Origin of the sequence: Kosakonia sp. S57, from assembly GCF_016516575.1 — a bacterium.
Classification (GTDB): Bacteria; Pseudomonadota; Gammaproteobacteria; order Enterobacterales; family Enterobacteriaceae; genus Kosakonia; species Kosakonia cowanii.
In genome coordinates this window covers 234,906-250,144 of the sequence record NZ_JACVUL010000003.1, presented here as the reverse complement: position 1 = coordinate 250,144, position 15,239 = coordinate 234,906, and the positions used below count along the sequence as shown (strand labels likewise).

16 protein-coding genes are annotated in these 15,239 nt (G+C 58.5%); 7 read left to right on the top strand and 9 right to left on the bottom strand.

Annotated features, from left to right (window positions below):
- Positions 1-99: 99 nt before the first annotated feature.
- The 8 genes from IAE48_RS04390 to pspF form a co-directional block, all read right to left on the bottom strand.
- Positions 100-1,260 (bottom strand): CMD domain-containing protein, encoded by a 1,161-nt coding sequence (locus IAE48_RS04390; RefSeq protein ID WP_200133605.1) that lies wholly within the window; start codon positions 1,258-1,260, stop codon positions 100-102.
- Between the two features lie 177 nt (positions 1,261-1,437).
- Entirely contained in the window at positions 1,438-2,226 is a 789-nt protein-coding gene (gene fabI / locus IAE48_RS04385) for an enoyl-ACP reductase FabI (protein WP_023478625.1), read from the bottom strand.
- 123 nt (positions 2,227-2,349) lie between these two features.
- The gene (sapF, locus tag IAE48_RS04380) at positions 2,350-3,156 is read right to left on the bottom strand and encodes a peptide ABC transporter ATP-binding protein SapF (RefSeq protein WP_200133604.1); all 807 of its coding nucleotides are present in this window, start codon (positions 3,154-3,156) and stop codon (positions 2,350-2,352) included.
- Between the two features lies 1 nt (position 3,157).
- Entirely contained in the window at positions 3,158-4,150 is a 993-nt protein-coding gene (gene sapD, locus IAE48_RS04375; protein ID WP_094419800.1) for a putrescine export ABC transporter ATP-binding protein SapD, read from the bottom strand.
- Positions 4,150-5,040 carry a putrescine export ABC transporter permease SapC gene (sapC, locus tag IAE48_RS04370; RefSeq protein WP_023478710.1) on the bottom strand — a complete coding sequence of 297 codons (891 nt, stop codon included), beginning with the start codon at positions 5,038-5,040 and terminating at the stop codon, positions 4,150-4,152. The genes sapD and sapC overlap by 1 nt, the downstream gene beginning before the upstream one ends.
- Positions 5,027-5,992, bottom strand: coding sequence for a putrescine export ABC transporter permease SapB (gene sapB, locus IAE48_RS04365; RefSeq protein WP_054803435.1), 966 nt, complete (start codon positions 5,990-5,992; stop codon positions 5,027-5,029). The genes sapC and sapB overlap by 14 nt, the downstream gene beginning before the upstream one ends.
- Entirely contained in the window at positions 5,989-7,620 is a 1,632-nt protein-coding gene (gene sapA, locus IAE48_RS04360) for an ABC transporter substrate-binding protein SapA (protein ID WP_200133603.1), read from the bottom strand. The genes sapB and sapA overlap by 4 nt, the downstream gene beginning before the upstream one ends.
- Before the next feature lie 98 nt (positions 7,621-7,718).
- Entirely contained in the window at positions 7,719-8,723 is a 1,005-nt protein-coding gene (gene pspF, locus IAE48_RS04355; RefSeq protein WP_200133602.1) for a phage shock protein operon transcriptional activator, read from the bottom strand.
- 152 nt (positions 8,724-8,875) lie between these two features.
- On the opposite strand from pspF, the gene pspA reads away from it, so the two are divergent.
- The 7 genes from pspA to tyrR all read left to right on the top strand — a co-directional run bounded on the left by pspA (position 8,876) and on the right by tyrR (position 14,645).
- Positions 8,876-9,544 carry a phage shock protein PspA gene (gene pspA / locus IAE48_RS04350; protein WP_200133601.1) on the top strand — a complete coding sequence of 223 codons (669 nt, stop codon included), beginning with the start codon at positions 8,876-8,878 and terminating at the stop codon, positions 9,542-9,544.
- A 52-nt stretch (positions 9,545-9,596) separates the two neighbouring features.
- Positions 9,597-9,821, top strand: coding sequence for an envelope stress response membrane protein PspB (gene pspB / locus IAE48_RS04345; RefSeq protein WP_023478697.1), 225 nt, complete (start codon positions 9,597-9,599; stop codon positions 9,819-9,821).
- The gene (pspC, locus tag IAE48_RS04340) at positions 9,821-10,180 is read left to right on the top strand and encodes an envelope stress response membrane protein PspC (RefSeq protein ID WP_094419804.1); all 360 of its coding nucleotides are present in this window, start codon (positions 9,821-9,823) and stop codon (positions 10,178-10,180) included. The genes pspB and pspC overlap by 1 nt, the downstream gene beginning before the upstream one ends.
- Before the next feature lie 9 nt (positions 10,181-10,189).
- A complete protein-coding gene (pspD, locus tag IAE48_RS04335) occupies positions 10,190-10,432 on the top strand; it encodes a phage shock protein PspD (protein ID WP_094419805.1) in 243 nt (80 codons plus the stop codon).
- A 70-nt stretch (positions 10,433-10,502) separates the two neighbouring features.
- Entirely contained in the window at positions 10,503-11,900 is a 1,398-nt protein-coding gene (locus IAE48_RS04330; protein ID WP_200133636.1) for a YcjX family protein, read from the top strand.
- A complete protein-coding gene (locus IAE48_RS04325; RefSeq protein ID WP_200133600.1) occupies positions 11,897-12,958 on the top strand; it encodes a TIGR01620 family protein in 1,062 nt (353 codons plus the stop codon). Before IAE48_RS04330 ends, IAE48_RS04325 begins: the two co-directional genes overlap by 4 nt.
- A gap of 145 nt (positions 12,959-13,103) precedes the next feature.
- Positions 13,104-14,645, top strand: a complete 1,542-nt coding sequence (gene tyrR, locus IAE48_RS04320) for a transcriptional regulator TyrR (protein WP_139966282.1) — start codon at positions 13,104-13,106, stop codon at positions 14,643-14,645.
- A 67-nt stretch (positions 14,646-14,712) separates the two neighbouring features.
- Here the strand turns inward: tyrR and tpx are convergent, their stop codons facing one another.
- Entirely contained in the window at positions 14,713-15,219 is a 507-nt protein-coding gene (gene tpx / locus IAE48_RS04315; RefSeq protein ID WP_023478815.1) for a thiol peroxidase, read from the bottom strand.
- Positions 15,220-15,239: the final 20 nt, after the last annotated feature.

The following is a 15,239-nucleotide window of genomic DNA, read 5'->3' as shown; positions in this document are numbered from 1 at the left end:
TTCGTGGCTAAAAGAGCGGCTGACAGTTTTACGCGATTCCGCCTGTTGCAGCAAGCGCTGTTTCAGCAAAATCTCCTGCGCGCCGCCCGGTTTATAGCCTTACGCCGCAGGCTCGCCGAGAGCGATCTTAAGCCGGTTGATCCAGCCGCACAGGGCACAGCGCAGCAGCAGGCTGAATGCGGCCTGAGGGCTAAAACCCGCATCTGAGAGTGCTGCAAGCTGAGCGGGGCTGAATCTGTCTGGCGCGCAGGTCAGCACCTGCACCGCTTGCACCAGCGCGCGCTCTTTATCGTTATCCGCCAGAAAGGCGCTGAGGGCAGGTTCGCCCTGGCGCAGCGCTTCCCGCAATCCGGCAGCGTGAACGCCGCGCTGCAGCCGTTCAGCAAAACAGCCGGTGCTGCCATTGATCCGCGCTGTAGAGGCCCCGACCAGCCAGCCCAGCGTTTTATTCGGCGTAATGGCGTTCACCTGCTGGCAAATCTCGCCCAGCTCGTTAAGCAGCAGATGCTCGTGCGCCAGTAGCGGCGCAAGCTGGCGCAGCTCGGGCAGGGGTTGCCAGTGGGCAAGGGAGCCCATCTGCGCGGCGTTTGAAACGCGGGGATCAACCCCCTCAATCGCCGGTTGCCAGCCCGCATTTTCATCGGCAAACAGGCTCGCGTCGGCAGGCGGCTGCGTCTCCATGCCGGGAATATAGCGCACCGGTTGCCCGAGCAGCGCCTGCAAAATAGCGAGCACCCGCGCCTGGAAGGCGATAAACCCGACAATCTGATTGAAAAGCACAATATCGAACAGCGTCAGGCCCACCTCTTCGAGCTGCTGGCGGGCCCGGGTATCAATCACGGACGGCGAAGCGGCAAGCTGACGCGCATATTGCGTAATTTGCGCCAGCCGGCAGTTGCTCTCGCGCGATGAGTCGGGTGCTGCGAGGGGCGCGAGCCGTGCGGCGTAGTGGTTGCACAAACGCTGGACGCCAAACACCTGCGCCACGGTGAGCGCGGTGCTGAGCCGATCGTAGGCGCTGAAGGTGCGCAGCCGCGTCGTCTGTACCCGCTGCGGAAAGAGCAGGGCGTAAAGTTTGCGTGCGGGCGCGGCAATGGCCTCGACATCGCCATACAGATCATCCGGCACAGTGAGGTCGAGCAGAAAGGGGTCATTAACGGTAGCGGCTTCGGGAACCAACGGTAGCGCGTGTACCCGGCTGGCGCTTGACTGGGTCTCATGATACCAGTGGCTTTTGCCTGCAATCCGGCGTTGTTCCATGGTCGTTCCTTGGTCTCAAAGTGGCGATCCGGGGACGACGTCAGGTCTTAGCTTGCCGGATCGGTGGTGCTGCTTAATCCTGGCGTAAGGGGGAGGCGGGATAAAAGATTGTTAGGTGATAACAAATATCAGAAAGGCATAAAAAAACGCCCCTTCGGCAGAAGGGGCATTGGGGAATTATTTGATTTCCAGCTCGTTCATCGCAGCGATGTTGAAACCGCCGTCGACGTGAACCACTTCACCGGAGATACCGGCAGAGAGGTCAGAGCAGAGGAATGCCGCAGAGTTGCCGACGTCTTCGATGGTCACGGTGCGACGGATCGGGGTAACTGCTTCGCAGTGTGCCAGCATTTTACGGAAGTCTTTGATACCGGAAGCTGCCAGGGTGCGGATTGGACCGGCGGAGATGCCGTTGACACGCACGCCTTCCGGACCCATCGCGTTCGCCATATAGCGCACGTTCGCTTCCAGAGAGGCTTTCGCCAGACCCATCACGTTGTAGTTCGGGATAGCGCGCTCTGCGCCCAGGTAAGAGAGAGTCAGCAGCGCGGAGCCCGGGTTCAGCATTTCGCGGCAGGCTTTAGCCATCGCTACAAAGCTGTAGGAGCTGATGTCGTGAGCGATTTTGAAGCCTTCACGGGTTACGGCGTTAACATAGTCGCCGTCCAGCTGATCGCCCGGTGCGAAACCGATGGAGTGCACGAAGCCGTCAAATTTTGGCCAGACTTTCGCCAGGTCAGTAAACAGGGCGTCGATGCTCTCATCTTGCGCCACATCACACTCCAGCACGATGCTGGAACCCAGCTGGGCGGCAAACTCTTCAACACGGCCTTTCAGCTTGTCGTTCTGGTAGGTGAACGCCAGCTCTGCGCCTTCGCGATGCATAGCCTGTGCGATGCCGTATGCGATGGAGAGTTTGCTGGCTACGCCAGTCACCAGAATGCGCTTACCGGAAAGAAAACCCATAGCTTTAATCCTTATATTCATTGTTGTGGCGCTCGCGGCTCTGTTGGGGCGAGCGTCGTTAAAACGCGGCGATTCTATCATGAGTCGCCGTCTCCGTTAATCCGACCACTGAAAGGTTTGGTCTCAGCGGTCTTTTCGCCAGGCGTCGGCGGTTAATGCTTCGCCAAAGTGGCCGGCAATTAAGCGTTTCGTGAGATCGTGCAGCGGCGAGGCGAGCACATCGGCAGTGCTGCCGCGCTCCACCACTTCCCCCTGATGCATCACCAGCACCTGATCGCTGATATGTTTCATCATGCCGATATGCTGGGTGACATAAATATAAGAGATACCCTGTTTCTCCTGTAATTCCAGCATCAGGTTGATTAACTGCGAACGCATCGACATATCGAGCGAGGCCAGCGCCTCATCGGCAATAATCACTTTCGGGCGCAAGATTAGCGCGCGCGCCAGCCCAAGGCGCTGTTTCTGCCCCGGTGCCAGCATGTGCGGATAGTAGCTGACATGATCCGGCAGCAGGCCGACCATACGCAGGGTTTCCAGGATGCGTTTACGCCGCGCTTCCGGATCAAGATCGGTATTCAAGCGCAGTGGAAAATCGAGGATCTGCGACAAGCGCTGGCGCGGGTTAAGCGAGGTGGTCGGATCCTGAAAAATCATGCGGATATGCTGGCTGCGGAAGGTGTAATCGCCGTAATGCAGCGGCTTATCGTCAATCACCAGTTCACCGGCGGTAGGGGCAATCATTCCCGCCAGCATTTTCGCCAGCGTCGATTTTCCGGAGCCGTTCTCGCCAATAATCGCCAGCGTCTGCCGTTCACGCAGGGTAAAGCTGAGCGGCTTGACCGCTTCCACGGTCTGGCGGCGGAACCAGCCAGTGCGGTAGCGGAAGGTTTTGCTCAGGTTGCGCACTTCAAGCAAGGTTTCAACCATCTCACTCACTCTCCATATTCAGCGGGAAATGGCAGGCAAACAGGTGATTACGCGGTCCTGCAAGCCGCGGCGTTTCGATACATTTGCGCTGAGCATAGGGGCAGCGCGGCCCGAGGCGGCAGCCAATCGGCAGCTGCTCAAGCAGCGGAATCGCGCCTGGCAGTGTATTCAGGCGGCTTTTGTGCGGCATCGCGCTGCCAAAGTCGGGAATCGCGCGGATCAGCGCCTGGGTATAGGGGTGATGCGGCGTGGCGATCAGATCTTCGCTCGGCGCAGTCTCAACCGTCTGCCCGCAGTACATCACATTGATACGATCGGCCCATTTGCTCAGCATCTGCAAATCATGGCTGATCAAAATGATGGTCGTGTTGTTGTTCTGATTCAGCCGATCAAGCAGGCGGAAAATCTGCGCCTGGGTGGTCGGCTCCATGGCGTTGGTCGGCTCATCAGCAATCAGCAGACGCGGCTGGTTGGCCAGCGCAATGGCGATCATCACTTTCTGACACTCGCCCTCCGTCAACTCATAAGGGAAACTGCGCATCGCATCTTTATGATCTTTAATGCCGACGCGGTGCAGCAGCTCAATCGCCCGGCGTTTGCGCCAGCCCATGCGCTGCCACCACTTGCCTTTAAAGGTCCAGCGCGGGATGTTTTGCATCAGCTGCTTGCCGACCCGCTCGGAGGGATCGAGACAGGATTGCGGCTCCTGGAAAATCATCGACACGTTGTGGCCCAGCAGCTTGCGCCGCTCGCGCGCCGAGAGGCGCATCAGGTCGATATCATCAAAGCGCATACGGTCCGCCGTGACGCGCCAGTTATCTTTGGTAACGCCACAGATCGCTTTCGCTATCAGGCTCTTACCGGATCCGGACTCACCCACCAGCCCGCGAATCTCACCCTCGGCAAGGGTCAGGCTGACGCGGTCGACTGCTTTTACCCATTCAGAACCGGTTTTGACTTCAATGGTCAGGTTACGGATATCAAGAAGCGGCATTACTCCACCCCCGCAGTGATGGCGCGACGGATGCCGTCACCCAGCACGTTAACCAGCAGCACGCTCACCATAATCGCCGCGCCCGGCAGCATCACCGTCCACGGTGCAACATAAATCAGCTCCAGCGCATCGCCCAGCATCGCGCCCCACTCCGGGGAGGGGAGCTGCGCGCCGAGATCGAGAAAGCCCAGCGCGGCAATATCAAGGATCGCCATCGACAGCGCGCGGGTAATCTCCGTCACCATACCGGCAGTGATATTCGGCAGAATCGCGTACCACAAAATATTCATCGTCGACGCGCCATCAAGACGGGCGGCGACAACATACTCTTTTTCCAGCTCGTCATGCACCAGGCTGTAGACCGAACGCACCATGCGCGGCAAAAGCGCCAGCCAGACGGCAAACATCGCATGGGAGAGATGCGGGCCGACAAAGGCGACGACAATAATCGCCAGCAGCAGCGTTGGCAGCGAAAGCAGAGTATCGAGAATATGGTTCAGCACCGCCGAGCGCAGGCCGTGCGTCGCTCCGGCAAAAACGCCGAGCAGCAGCCCGCACACCGTGGCGGCGAGCGTAACCAGAAAGGCGCCGCCAACGGTAGGCGCCGCGCCGCTCAGCAGGCGGCTTAACACATCGCGGCCAAGATCGTCGGTGCCGAGGAAAAAGGACACATCGCCGTAGCGCGACCACGACGGCGGCAGAAGCTGGTAGCCGAGAAACTGCTGGTCGATGCCGTAAGGGGCGAACCAGTGACCGAACAGGCAGAGCAGCGCCAGCGCGCCGCAGCCATAAAGGCCGATCATCGCGGTGGGATCGCCATAAAAGTGGCGCCACGCGGTACGCAGCGCGCCGGGCGCACGTTTTTCGCTGTAGACGCTATCGTAAGGCATACCATTCCTTATGTTTTAACGGGTTCGCCAGCGCGCCAAGAATATCGGAGAGCACGTTGACGATAATCACTAATGAACCGATAACCATCACGCCAGCGGAGATCGCGGCATAATCCTGCTGGCGGATAGCGTTGATCAGCCAGCGGCCCAGCCCCGGCCAGCTAAAGACCACTTCAGTGATCATCGCCAGCGTCAGCATGGTGGAGAATTGCAGCCCCAGACGCGGGATCACCGGCGGCAGGGCGTTGTGCAGCACATGGCGGCGCAGAATGGTAAAGCGGGACAAACCGCGCGTCGCCGCTGCTTTAATGTAGTTTTTCTCAAAGACCTCAATGGTGCTGATACGCATCAGGCGGATCACTTCGGTGGTCGGTGCCACCGCCAGCGTCACCACCGGCAGGATGACGTGGCGCAGGGCGCTCATCAGCATCTCATCGCGCCACGGCGAGTCGGAAATCCAGGCATCAATCAGCGAAAAACCGGTGACGGTTTTCACTTCATACAGCAGATCAAAACGCCCGGAGACCGGCAGCCAGCCGAGATTGAGAGAGAAGAAGAGGGTGAGCAGCAGCGCCAGCCAGAAGACCGGAATGGAGAAGCCGAGCAGCGCCACGGCGCTGATGGCTTTATCCTGCCAGCGACCACGCATGACCCCTGCCAGCATTCCCACCGGAATACCGACCAGTAACGCCGAGCCAAAGGCGAGGATACAGAGCTCCATGGTCGCCGGGAAAACTTCCTGTAACTGCTCGGAGATCAGCTGTCCGTTAATGCTTGAGACGCCAAAATCCCAGTGCAGCAGGCCGTTAAACCAGAAGATCCACGCATTCCACAGCGTCGCGCCCTGCAAGGGCGCATGGGGGGTAAAGTAGCTCAGGCTGAAGCCGACAAAGGTCAGTAAAAAGAGGGTGACCAGCAGCAGCAGCAAACGACGCAAAGTAAAAATAATCACGGCGACACCTCTTTTTTATCCCGCGACACGCCAGCGAAAGAGGCGCTGCCAAAGGGGCTCAGCACCAGGCCTTTAATATCGTACCGGTATGCCTGCAAGCGCAGGGAGGAGGCGAGCGGCAGCACCGGCAGTTCGCGGGCGAGGATCTGCTGGGCCTCATCATACTCATCGATGCGCGACGCCAGCTGCTGCGAGGCGAGCGCTTTTTGCAGCACCTCATCAAACTCGCGCTGGCACCAGTGGGCAAAGTTGGTTTGTGAATCAATCGCCGCACAGCTCAACAGCGGGCGGAAGAAACTGTCCGGATCGTTACTGTCCGTGGCCCAGCCGGTAAGCGTCAAATCGTGATTCATGTCCATCAGGCGCGCCTCCTGGAAGCGCCCCTCAACCGGCACGATCACCACTTTTACACCCACCTGCGCCATATCTGCCTGAATCAGCTCGGCGGTTTTCAGCGGGCTGGGGTTCCAGGGCTGCGAGCTGGTTGGCACCCACAGTTGCAGGGTGAGGTTCTCCAGCCCCAGCGCTTTCAGGCGCTCGCGCGCCTGTTTCGGGTCATATTCGGTAATTTTGGCATCGTTATCGTACGCCCACGACGCGCGGGGCAGGATCGACGCCGCAGTCTCCGCCGTGCCGTAGTAAATCGACTGCATCAGGCGCTGGTTATTGATCGACAGGGCTAACGCGTGGCGCACCGCCGGGTTATTGAGCGGTGGTTTGTTGGTATTGAACGCCAGGTAGGCGATGTTCATTCCCGGGCGCAGGGTTAAACGCAGCCGCGGGTCGTCACGCAAAATGGTCAGCTGGCTGGCAGCAGGCCATGCCAGCACATCGCACTCGCCGGTGAGCAGTTTCGATAAACGTCCGGTGCCGCCCGAGCCGAGATCGACCACCACCTGTTGCATCAGCGGTTTGCCGAGCCAGAATTTTTCGTGACGTTGTAACCGAACGTACTGCCCGGCGCGATACTCATCCAGCTGGAATGGCCCGGTGCCGACCGGCTGGCGGTCAATCAGCTCCTGATGGTCAATTTTTTGCAACTGCGCGGCGTACTCTGCCGACATCACCGAAGCGTAATGGGTGGCAAGGTGCCATAAGAAGGAGGCATCCGGTTTTTTCAGGCGAAACTCGACGGTACGGTTATCCAGCTTGCGCACGCTCTCCACCGAGTCGGCGAATTGCAGGCTGTCGAAATAGGGGAAGCTGTCGCCATTGACGTTATGCCACGGATGGTGGCGATCGAAAATGCGCTGGAAGGTAAAGACCACGTCGTCAGCATTCAGCGTGCGGGTGGGGGTAAACCACGCGGTATGCTGGAAATTGACGCCGCTGCGCAGGCGAAAACGGTAGGTCGCGCCGTTATCCAACACCTCCCAGCTTTCCGCCAGCTCCGGCACCAGACGATAAGTATAAGGGTCAACATCCAGCAGGCGGCTATAAAGCTGCGCAGCGAGGGTGTCGACAATCAGCCCGCTGCTCGCTTTCTGCGGGTTAAAGGTATTAACCTGGCCATTCACGCAATAGACAAAGCCGCTTTCGCGGATATCTGACGTGGCCGCAGGCGCAGCCTGAGCCGTATCGGTCGCCAGCAGTGCGGTGAAAAGCAGGGAAGAGAAAACCAGACGCATGATTTTTTCAACGGTTTTAAAGTAATGGGCAAAGTGTATCGCACTTACCTGGGCTACGTACAAATGTCTGCGGACAACTGCTGTTATTGTCGACGATTTCAGCGTATTTGATGCTTTTTCAGCAGGGCGCGTAGCTGGTGATAGGTTAAACCAAGCCGCTCTGCCGCCCGTTTCTGATTAAATTCTGCCTGTTGCAGGCTCTGCTCGAGCAGGCTTTTCTCCTGATCGAGCTGAAACTGACGCAGATCCAGCGGCAGTTCGGGCAGCGAAGTTGCGCTATTTTCTTGCCCCGGCGCTGGCGCTTTCTCACTCACATCGCGGCGGAAAGGGTCGAGGATAATGGTATCCAGCGGCGTGTCGCTACTGCCGTGACGGTAGACGGATCGCTCCACCACGTTTTTCAGTTCGCGGATGTTTCCCGGCCAGCCATAATTCATCAGCACGTCGCGGGCATGCCCGGTGAAACCCGGAAAAAGCGGCAGATGCAGTTCGCGGCACATCTGGATGGCGAAATGGTCAGCCATTAGCATGATGTCACTTTGGCGTTGGCGCAGCGGCGGTAACAGCACCACATCAAACGCCAGCCGGTCGAGCAGGTCGGCGCGAAACGTTCCTTCCTGCACCATCTGCGGCAGATCGGCGTTGGTGGCGCACACCAGTCGCACATTAACCTGTAACGGCTGGCTGCCGCCGACGCGCTCCAGCTCGCCATACTCAATCACCCGCAGCAGTTTCTCCTGCACCAGCATCGGTGCGGTCGCCAGCTCATCCAGAAACAGCGTGCCGCCGTCGGCGCGCTCAAAACGGCCAGGATGGCGCTTCTGCGCGCCGGTAAACGCGCCCGCCTCATGACCAAACAGCTCGCTGTCGAGCAGGTTTTCATTCAGCGCCGCGCAGTTTAAGGAGATAAACGGCCCCTGCCAGCGCGAGGAGAGGTAGTGCAGGCGGTTGGCAATCAGCTCTTTACCGGTGCCGCGCTCGCCGATAATCAGCACCGGTTTATCGATCGGCGCAAGGCGGGAAACCTGCTCCAGCACCTCAATAAAGCTGTTGGCTTCGCCAAGAAGGTTATCTTTCTGTTCTGCCATGATGAAATTCGCCACAAGTTGGTCTCTTTAACCACTCTAGTCTAAGTTATGGTTAAGGTGAAATCATTTATTCCCTTTATAATCAATCAGATGAAAAGTTGGCACGGAGATTGTATTAATCAGGCAGCAGGGCTCAGCCCGATAACAGAAATCAAGAGGATTAGATTATGGGTATTTTTTCTCGTTTTGCCGACATCGTGAACGCCAACATCAACTCGCTGCTGGAGAAAGCGGAAGATCCGCAAAAACTGGTCCGCCTGATGATTCAGGAGATGGAAGATACGCTGGTTGAAGTGCGTTCCACCTCTGCACGTGCGCTGGCTGAAAAGAAACAGTTAACGCGCCGTATTGAGCAGGCGAGCGCGCAGCAGGCTGAATGGCAGGAAAAAGCCGAACTGGCGCTGCGTAAAGAGAAAGAGGATCTGGCGCGTGCGGCGCTGATCGAAAAACAGAAGGTGACCACGCTTATCGAGACGCTGGAGCAGGAAGTGACGCTGGTTGACGAAAGCCTGGCGCGCATGAAGAAAGAGGTTGGCGAGCTGGAGAACAAACTGAGCGAAACCCGTGCCCGCCAGCAGGCGCTGACCCTGCGTCACCAGGCGGCAAGCTCTTCGCGCGATGTTCGCCGTCAGCTCGACAGCGGCAAAATGGATGAAGCGATGGCACGTTTCGAATCCTTCGAACGTCGTATCGACCAGATGGAAGCCGAAGCGGAAAGCCACGGTTTTAGTAAGCAAAAACCGCTGGATCAGCAGTTTGCCGATCTGCAGGCAGATGATGAAATCAGCGAGCAACTGGCGCAACTGAAAGCCAGAATGAAACAGGACAACCAATAATAACGAGCGGCGGCATCAGAAGATGCCGCTGGCATCCCTGTAAGGAGTACACATGAGCACGCTTTTTCTGGCTATACCCCTGACGTTATTCATTCTGTTTGTTTTACCGGTCTGGTTATGGCTGCACTACAACAACCGCGCTTCACGCGGTGCGCTTAACCAGAACGAGCAGCAACGTTTGCTGCAGCTGACGGATGAAGCAACGCGCATGCGCGAACGCATTCAGGCGCTGGAAGATATTCTGGATGCAGAACATCCAAACTGGAGAGATCGCTGATGGCTACCCTAAATCTGAATAAAAAATTATGGCGTATTCCGCAGCGCGGTAAGCTCGGCGGCGTCTGCGCCGGTATCGCGGAATATCTCGATATTCAGGTCAGACTGGTGCGTATCGTCACCGTGCTGGCGATGCTGTTTGGCCTCTTTTTCTTTGTCGTCGTCGCCTATATCGCGCTCTATTTTGCGCTTGATCCGCTGCCGGATAACTACACTGAAGGTGAGGTGCCCGCCAGCAACAGCGAGTTGCTGGATGCGGTAGATGCGCAGCTGGCCGCCGGCGAGAGCCGTTTGCGCCAGATGGAGCGTTATGTCACATCCGATACGTTCTCGCTGCGTAGCCGTTTTCGTCAGCTTTAAGAGGTGAATATGAATCGACACTGGCAACAGATTAACCGCAATGTCAAACCCGGCCTGAAGCTGGTCGGCAAACTGATGTTGCTGACCGCACTGCGCGTTGGACCTGCGGGCGTGGCGGGCTGGGCGGTAAAATCCGTTGCCCGTCGACCCTTGAAAATGGTGCTGGCATTCGCACTTGAGCCGCTTCTCAAGCGCGCGGCGAACAAGCTCTCCCGCCGCTTTGATAACAAGCCTGTTACGCGCAAGCGTTGACAACTGCGTCGCCGCCCATATCTCATAGTGAGCAGGACTCTTCTGGATTTAAGGGCGCATACGCATGGCGATGGAACGATTACGAAACGAATTCAACTCGCTGGTCAACCGCGGGATGGACAAGCATCTCCGTCTCGCGGTGACCGGCCTTAGCCGCAGCGGTAAAACCGCGTTTATTACCGCGCTGGTTAATCAACTTCTCTCCATTCACACGGGCGCGCGCCTGCCGCTGTTCAGCGCGGTGCGCGAAGAGCGCTTACTCGGCGTTAAACGCGTTCCCCAGCGTGATTTCGGTATTCCCCGTTTTACCTACGATGAAGGGCTGGCCCAGCTTTACGGCTCGCCGCCGGTATGGCCAACCCCGACGCGCGGCGTGAGTGAAATCCGCCTCGCGCTGCGCTTTCGCTCCCGCGATTCGCTGTTACGTCACTTTAAAGAGACTTCCACACTCTATCTGGAAATTGTCGATTACCCCGGCGAATGGCTGCTCGATCTGCCGATGCTGGCGCAGGATTACCTGAGCTGGTCGCGGCAGATGACCGGCCTGCTTACCGGGCAGCGTCAGGCGTGGTCTGAGAAGTGGCGCGCGCTCTGCGCCGGGCTCGATCCGCTCGCGCCCGCCGATGAGAACCGGCTGGCGGAGATCGCCGCCGCCTGGACTGAGTACCTTCATCAGTGCAAGCGCGAAGGGCTGCACTTTATCCAGCCGGGGCGATTTGTGCTGCCGGGCGATATGGCAGGTGCACCGGCATTGCAGTTTTTCCCGTGGCCGGATGTTGACGGCACCGGCGAAGCGAAGCTGGCGCAAGCCGACAGGCACACCAACGCCGGGATGCTGCGTGAACGCTATCAGTACTATTGCGACCACGTAGTAAAAGGCTTTTATAAAAACCACTTCCTGAAATTTGACCGCCAGATCGTGCTGGTTGACTGCCTGCAACCGCTCAACAACGGCCCGCAGGCCTTTAACGATATGCGCCTCGCGCTTACTCAGTTGATGCAGAGTTTCCACTACGGCCAGCGGACGCTGTTTCGCCGTCTCTTTTCGCCGGTGATCGATAAGCTGCTCTTTGCCGCCACCAAGGCGGATCACATCACCGTCGATCAGCACGCCAATATGGTGTCGCTCCTGCAACAGCTGATTCAGGACGCGTGGCAAAACGCCGCCTTTGAAGGCATCAGCATGGATTGCATGGGGCTGGCTTCCATTCAGGCGACGCAGAGCGGCCTGATTGAGGTTAACGGCGAGACGATTCCGGCGTTACGCGGTCACCGATTAAGCGACGGTTCGCCGCTCACCTTCTACCCGGGCGAAGTGCCGGCGCGCTTGCCGGGGCAGGCATTCTGGGAGAAGCAGGGCTTCAATTTCGAGGCGTTTCGCCCGCAGGTGATGGATGTCGATTCGCCGCTGCCGCACATCCGGCTGGATGCCGCGCTGGAGTTTTTACTGGGAGATAAATTGCGATGACCGAGCCGCTAAAACCGCGTATCGATTTCACCGGGCCGCTGGAGACGCCAGCACAGGAGCAGTTTAAACAGGCGCAGCGCTTTGACGCTCTCGCCGCCGAGAAGTTTGCGCCAGTCGCCGTTGAGGAGCTGCCCGAAGAGGGGCAGGCGGAAGCGGTGGTTGAAGCCGCGCTGCGCCCGAAGCGCACGTTATGGCGCAAAATGGTCACCGCCGGGCTGGCGCTGGCAGGCATTACCGTGATTGGTCAGGGCGTGCAGTGGGCGATGAATGCCTGGCAGACCCAGGACTGGGTAGCCCTTGGCGGCTGCGCGGCGGGGACGCTGATCGTCGGCGCAGGTGTCGGATCGATTGCCAGCGAGTGGCGGCGGCTATGGCGTTTACGTCAGCGGGCGCACGAGCGCGATGAAGCCCGCGAACTGTTGCAGAGCCACGGCACCGGCAAAGGGCGCGCCTTTTGCGAAAAACTGGCGCAGCAGGCGGGGCTGGATAAGTCTCATCCCGCCTTGCAGCGCTGGTACGCGGCGATCCATGAAACCCAGAGCGACCGCGAAATCGTTACGCTCTACGCTCACCTGGTGCAGCCGGTGCTGGATGCGCAGGCGCGGCGTGAAATAAGCCGCTCGGCGGCGGAATCGACGCTGATGATCGCCGTCAGCCCGCTGGCGATGGTCGATATGGCGTTTATCGCCTGGCGCAATCTGCGCTTAATTAACCGCATCGCCGCGCTCAATGGTATTGAGCTGGGTTATTACAGCCGCCTGCGTCTTTTTCGCCTGGTGCTGCTGAATATGGCTTTTGCCGGAGCCAGCGAACTGGTGCGCGAAGTGGGGATGGACTGGATGTCGCAGGATCTTGCCGCGCGTCTCTCAGCCCGCGCAGCGCAGGGGATCGGTGCCGGTCTGCTTACCGCGCGCCTCGGTATTAAAGCGATGGAGCTTTGCCGTCCGCTGCCGTGGATCGATGGTGACAAACCCCGGCTGGGCGATTTCCGCCGTCAGCTGATCACTCAGGTCAAAGAGACGCTACAGAAAGGCAAATCTTCCGGCACAGCCGGTTAGAAAGCAGGCGCTGCGCGCTTATCTTTACGCCGCCGCGCCGCTTTTTTCCGCAGGCTGTCAATATTTGTTGACAGACATCTTCCTGCCGACCGTTAAGTGGCATATCATCCTTTCATTACGTGAATGAATAAGGGTGAAGGTTCCCATGCGTCTTGAAGTTTTTTGTGAGGACCGGCTTGGTCTGACACGCGAATTACTTGATCTGCTGGTGCTGCGCGGTATCGATCTGCGCGGCATTGAGATCGATCCCATCGGGCGTATCTACCTCAATTTCGCCGCGCTCGACTTTAACAGCTTCAGCAGCCTGATGGCGGAGATCCGCCGTATTCAGGGCGTCACCGACGTCCGCACCGTGCTGTGGATGCCCTCCGAGCGCGAACACCGCGCGATGAGCGCGCTGCTTGAAGCGCTGCCGGAACCGGTGCTGTCGCTCGACATGAAGTGCAAAATCGAGCTGGCGAATGCCGCCAGCGCGCAGCTGTTTGGGCAACAGCCGGATAAGCTGCTCAACCATAATGCGGCTCAATTAATCACCGGTTTCAACTTCCAGCGCTGGCTGGAGGGCAATCCGCAGCATTCGCATAACGAACATGTAGTGATTGGCGGGCAAAACTTCCTGATGGAGATCACGCCGGTGCACCTGGAAGGGGAAACCGGCGAGGCGGTGCTGACCGGCGCGGTAGTGATGCTGCGCTCGACGGCGCGGATGGGCCGCCAGCTGCAAAATATCACCCAGCAGGATGTCAGCGCGTTCAGCCAGATTGTCGCTGTCAGCCCGAAAATGCGTCACGTTATTGAGCAGGCGCGCAAGCTGGCAACCCTCACCGCGCCGCTGCTGATTACCGGCGATACCGGCACCGGGAAAGATCTGCTGGCGCATGCCTGTCATCTTTCCAGCCCGCGCGCGGCAAAACCCTATCTGGCGCTGAACTGCGCCTCGATTCCTGAAGAGTCTGTCGAAAGCGAGCTGTTTGGCCATGCGCCGGAAGGCAAAAAGGGCTTTTTCGAGCAGGCGAACGGCGGTTCAGTGCTGCTGGATGAGATTGGCGAAATGTCGCCGCGTATGCAGGTGAAACTGCTGCGTTTCCTCAATGATGGTACTTTCCGTCGCGTTGGCGAAGATCACGAAGTGCATGTGGATGTGCGGGTCATCTGCGCCACGCAGCGTAACCTCGTCGAGCTGGTGCAGAAGGGGCTGTTCCGCGAAGATCTCTACTATCGCCTGAACGTGCTGACCCTCAATCTGCCGCCGCTGCGCGATCGCCCGCAGGATATCGTGCCGCTGACCGAACTGTTTGTTGCGCGCTTTGCCGATGAACAGGGTCTGCCCCGGCCGAAACTCGCCCACGATTTGACGCAGCTGCTTAGCCGCTATAACTGGCCGGGCAACGTGCGCCAGTTAAAAAACGCTATCTATCGCGCCTTAACCCAGCTGGAGGGGTATGAACTGCGCGCGCAGGATATCCAGCTGCCGGATTACGATGCGGCCACCGTGCCGGTCGGGGATGATGCGATGGAGGGATCGCTGGATGATATCACCAGCCGCTTCGAGCGCTCGGTGTTAACCCAGCTCTATCGAAACTACCCCAGCACGCGCAAGCTGGCGAAGCGCTTAGGCGTCTCGCATACGGCGATTGCTAACAAGCTGCGGGAGTATGGCTTAAGCCAGAAGAAGAGCGACGAGTAACGTTGTTGCGATAAAAAAGGCCGGATAGCGGTAAGCGCTTATCCGGCCTGTTTCATTCCAGACGCGATTAGCCTTTCAGCACGTCCAGTGCAGCGGTGTAATCCGGCTCGTTGGTGATCTCATTCACCAGCTCGCTGAAGATGACCGTATCGTTCTCATCAAGCACCACGACCGCACGTGCAGCCAGGCCTTTCAGCGCGCCGTCGGCGATACCGACGCCATAGTTGTCGAGGAAATCTGCACCGCGCAGGGTGGAGAGGGTGATAACGTTGCTCAGGCCTTCCGCACCGCAGAAGCGGGACTGGGCAAACGGCAGATCGGCAGAGATGCACAGTACAACGGTGTTGTTCACCTCTGTCGCCAGCTGATTGAATTTGCGCACGGAAGCGGCGCAAACACCGGTATCGATGCTCGGGAAAATGTTCAGCACTTTGCGCTTACCGGCGAACTGGCTCAGCGCAACATCGGAAAGATCTTTAGCGACAAGCGTGAACGGCTGCGCTTTTGCGCCAACCTGCGGAATAGCGCCAGCAACGGGAACCGGGTTGCCCTGAAAATGAACGAGTTGCGACATAATAGCTTCCTGTTTACATA

Bases quoted from the DNA above. Each gene is read 5' to 3' on its own strand.
- IAE48_RS04390 (WP_200133605.1), bottom strand. From the start codon at position 1,260: ATGGAACAACGCCGGATTGCAGGCAAAAGCCACTGGTATCATGAGACC.
- fabI (WP_023478625.1), bottom strand. From the start codon at position 2,226: ATGGGTTTTCTTTCCGGTAAGCGCATTCTGGTGACTGGCGTAGCCAGC.
- sapF (WP_200133604.1), bottom strand. From the start codon at position 3,156: ATGGTTGAAACCTTGCTTGAAGTGCGCAACCTGAGCAAAACCTTCCGC.
- sapD (WP_094419800.1), bottom strand. From the start codon at position 4,150: ATGCCGCTTCTTGATATCCGTAACCTGACCATTGAAGTCAAAACCGGT.
- sapC (WP_023478710.1), bottom strand. From the start codon at position 5,040: ATGCCTTACGATAGCGTCTACAGCGAAAAACGTGCGCCCGGCGCGCTG.
- sapA (WP_200133603.1), bottom strand. From the start codon at position 7,620: ATGCGTCTGGTTTTCTCTTCCCTGCTTTTCACCGCACTGCTGGCGACC.
- pspA (WP_200133601.1), top strand. From the start codon at position 8,876: ATGGGTATTTTTTCTCGTTTTGCCGACATCGTGAACGCCAACATCAAC.
- pspB (WP_023478697.1), top strand. From the start codon at position 9,597: ATGAGCACGCTTTTTCTGGCTATACCCCTGACGTTATTCATTCTGTTT.
- pspC (WP_094419804.1), top strand. From the start codon at position 9,821: ATGGCTACCCTAAATCTGAATAAAAAATTATGGCGTATTCCGCAGCGC.
- pspD (WP_094419805.1), top strand. From the start codon at position 10,190: ATGAATCGACACTGGCAACAGATTAACCGCAATGTCAAACCCGGCCTG.
- IAE48_RS04330 (WP_200133636.1), top strand. From the start codon at position 10,503: ATGGAACGATTACGAAACGAATTCAACTCGCTGGTCAACCGCGGGATG.
- IAE48_RS04325 (WP_200133600.1), top strand. From the start codon at position 11,897: ATGACCGAGCCGCTAAAACCGCGTATCGATTTCACCGGGCCGCTGGAG.
- tyrR (WP_139966282.1), top strand. From the start codon at position 13,104: ATGCGTCTTGAAGTTTTTTGTGAGGACCGGCTTGGTCTGACACGCGAA.
- tpx (WP_023478815.1), bottom strand. From the start codon at position 15,219: ATGTCGCAACTCGTTCATTTTCAGGGCAACCCGGTTCCCGTTGCTGGC.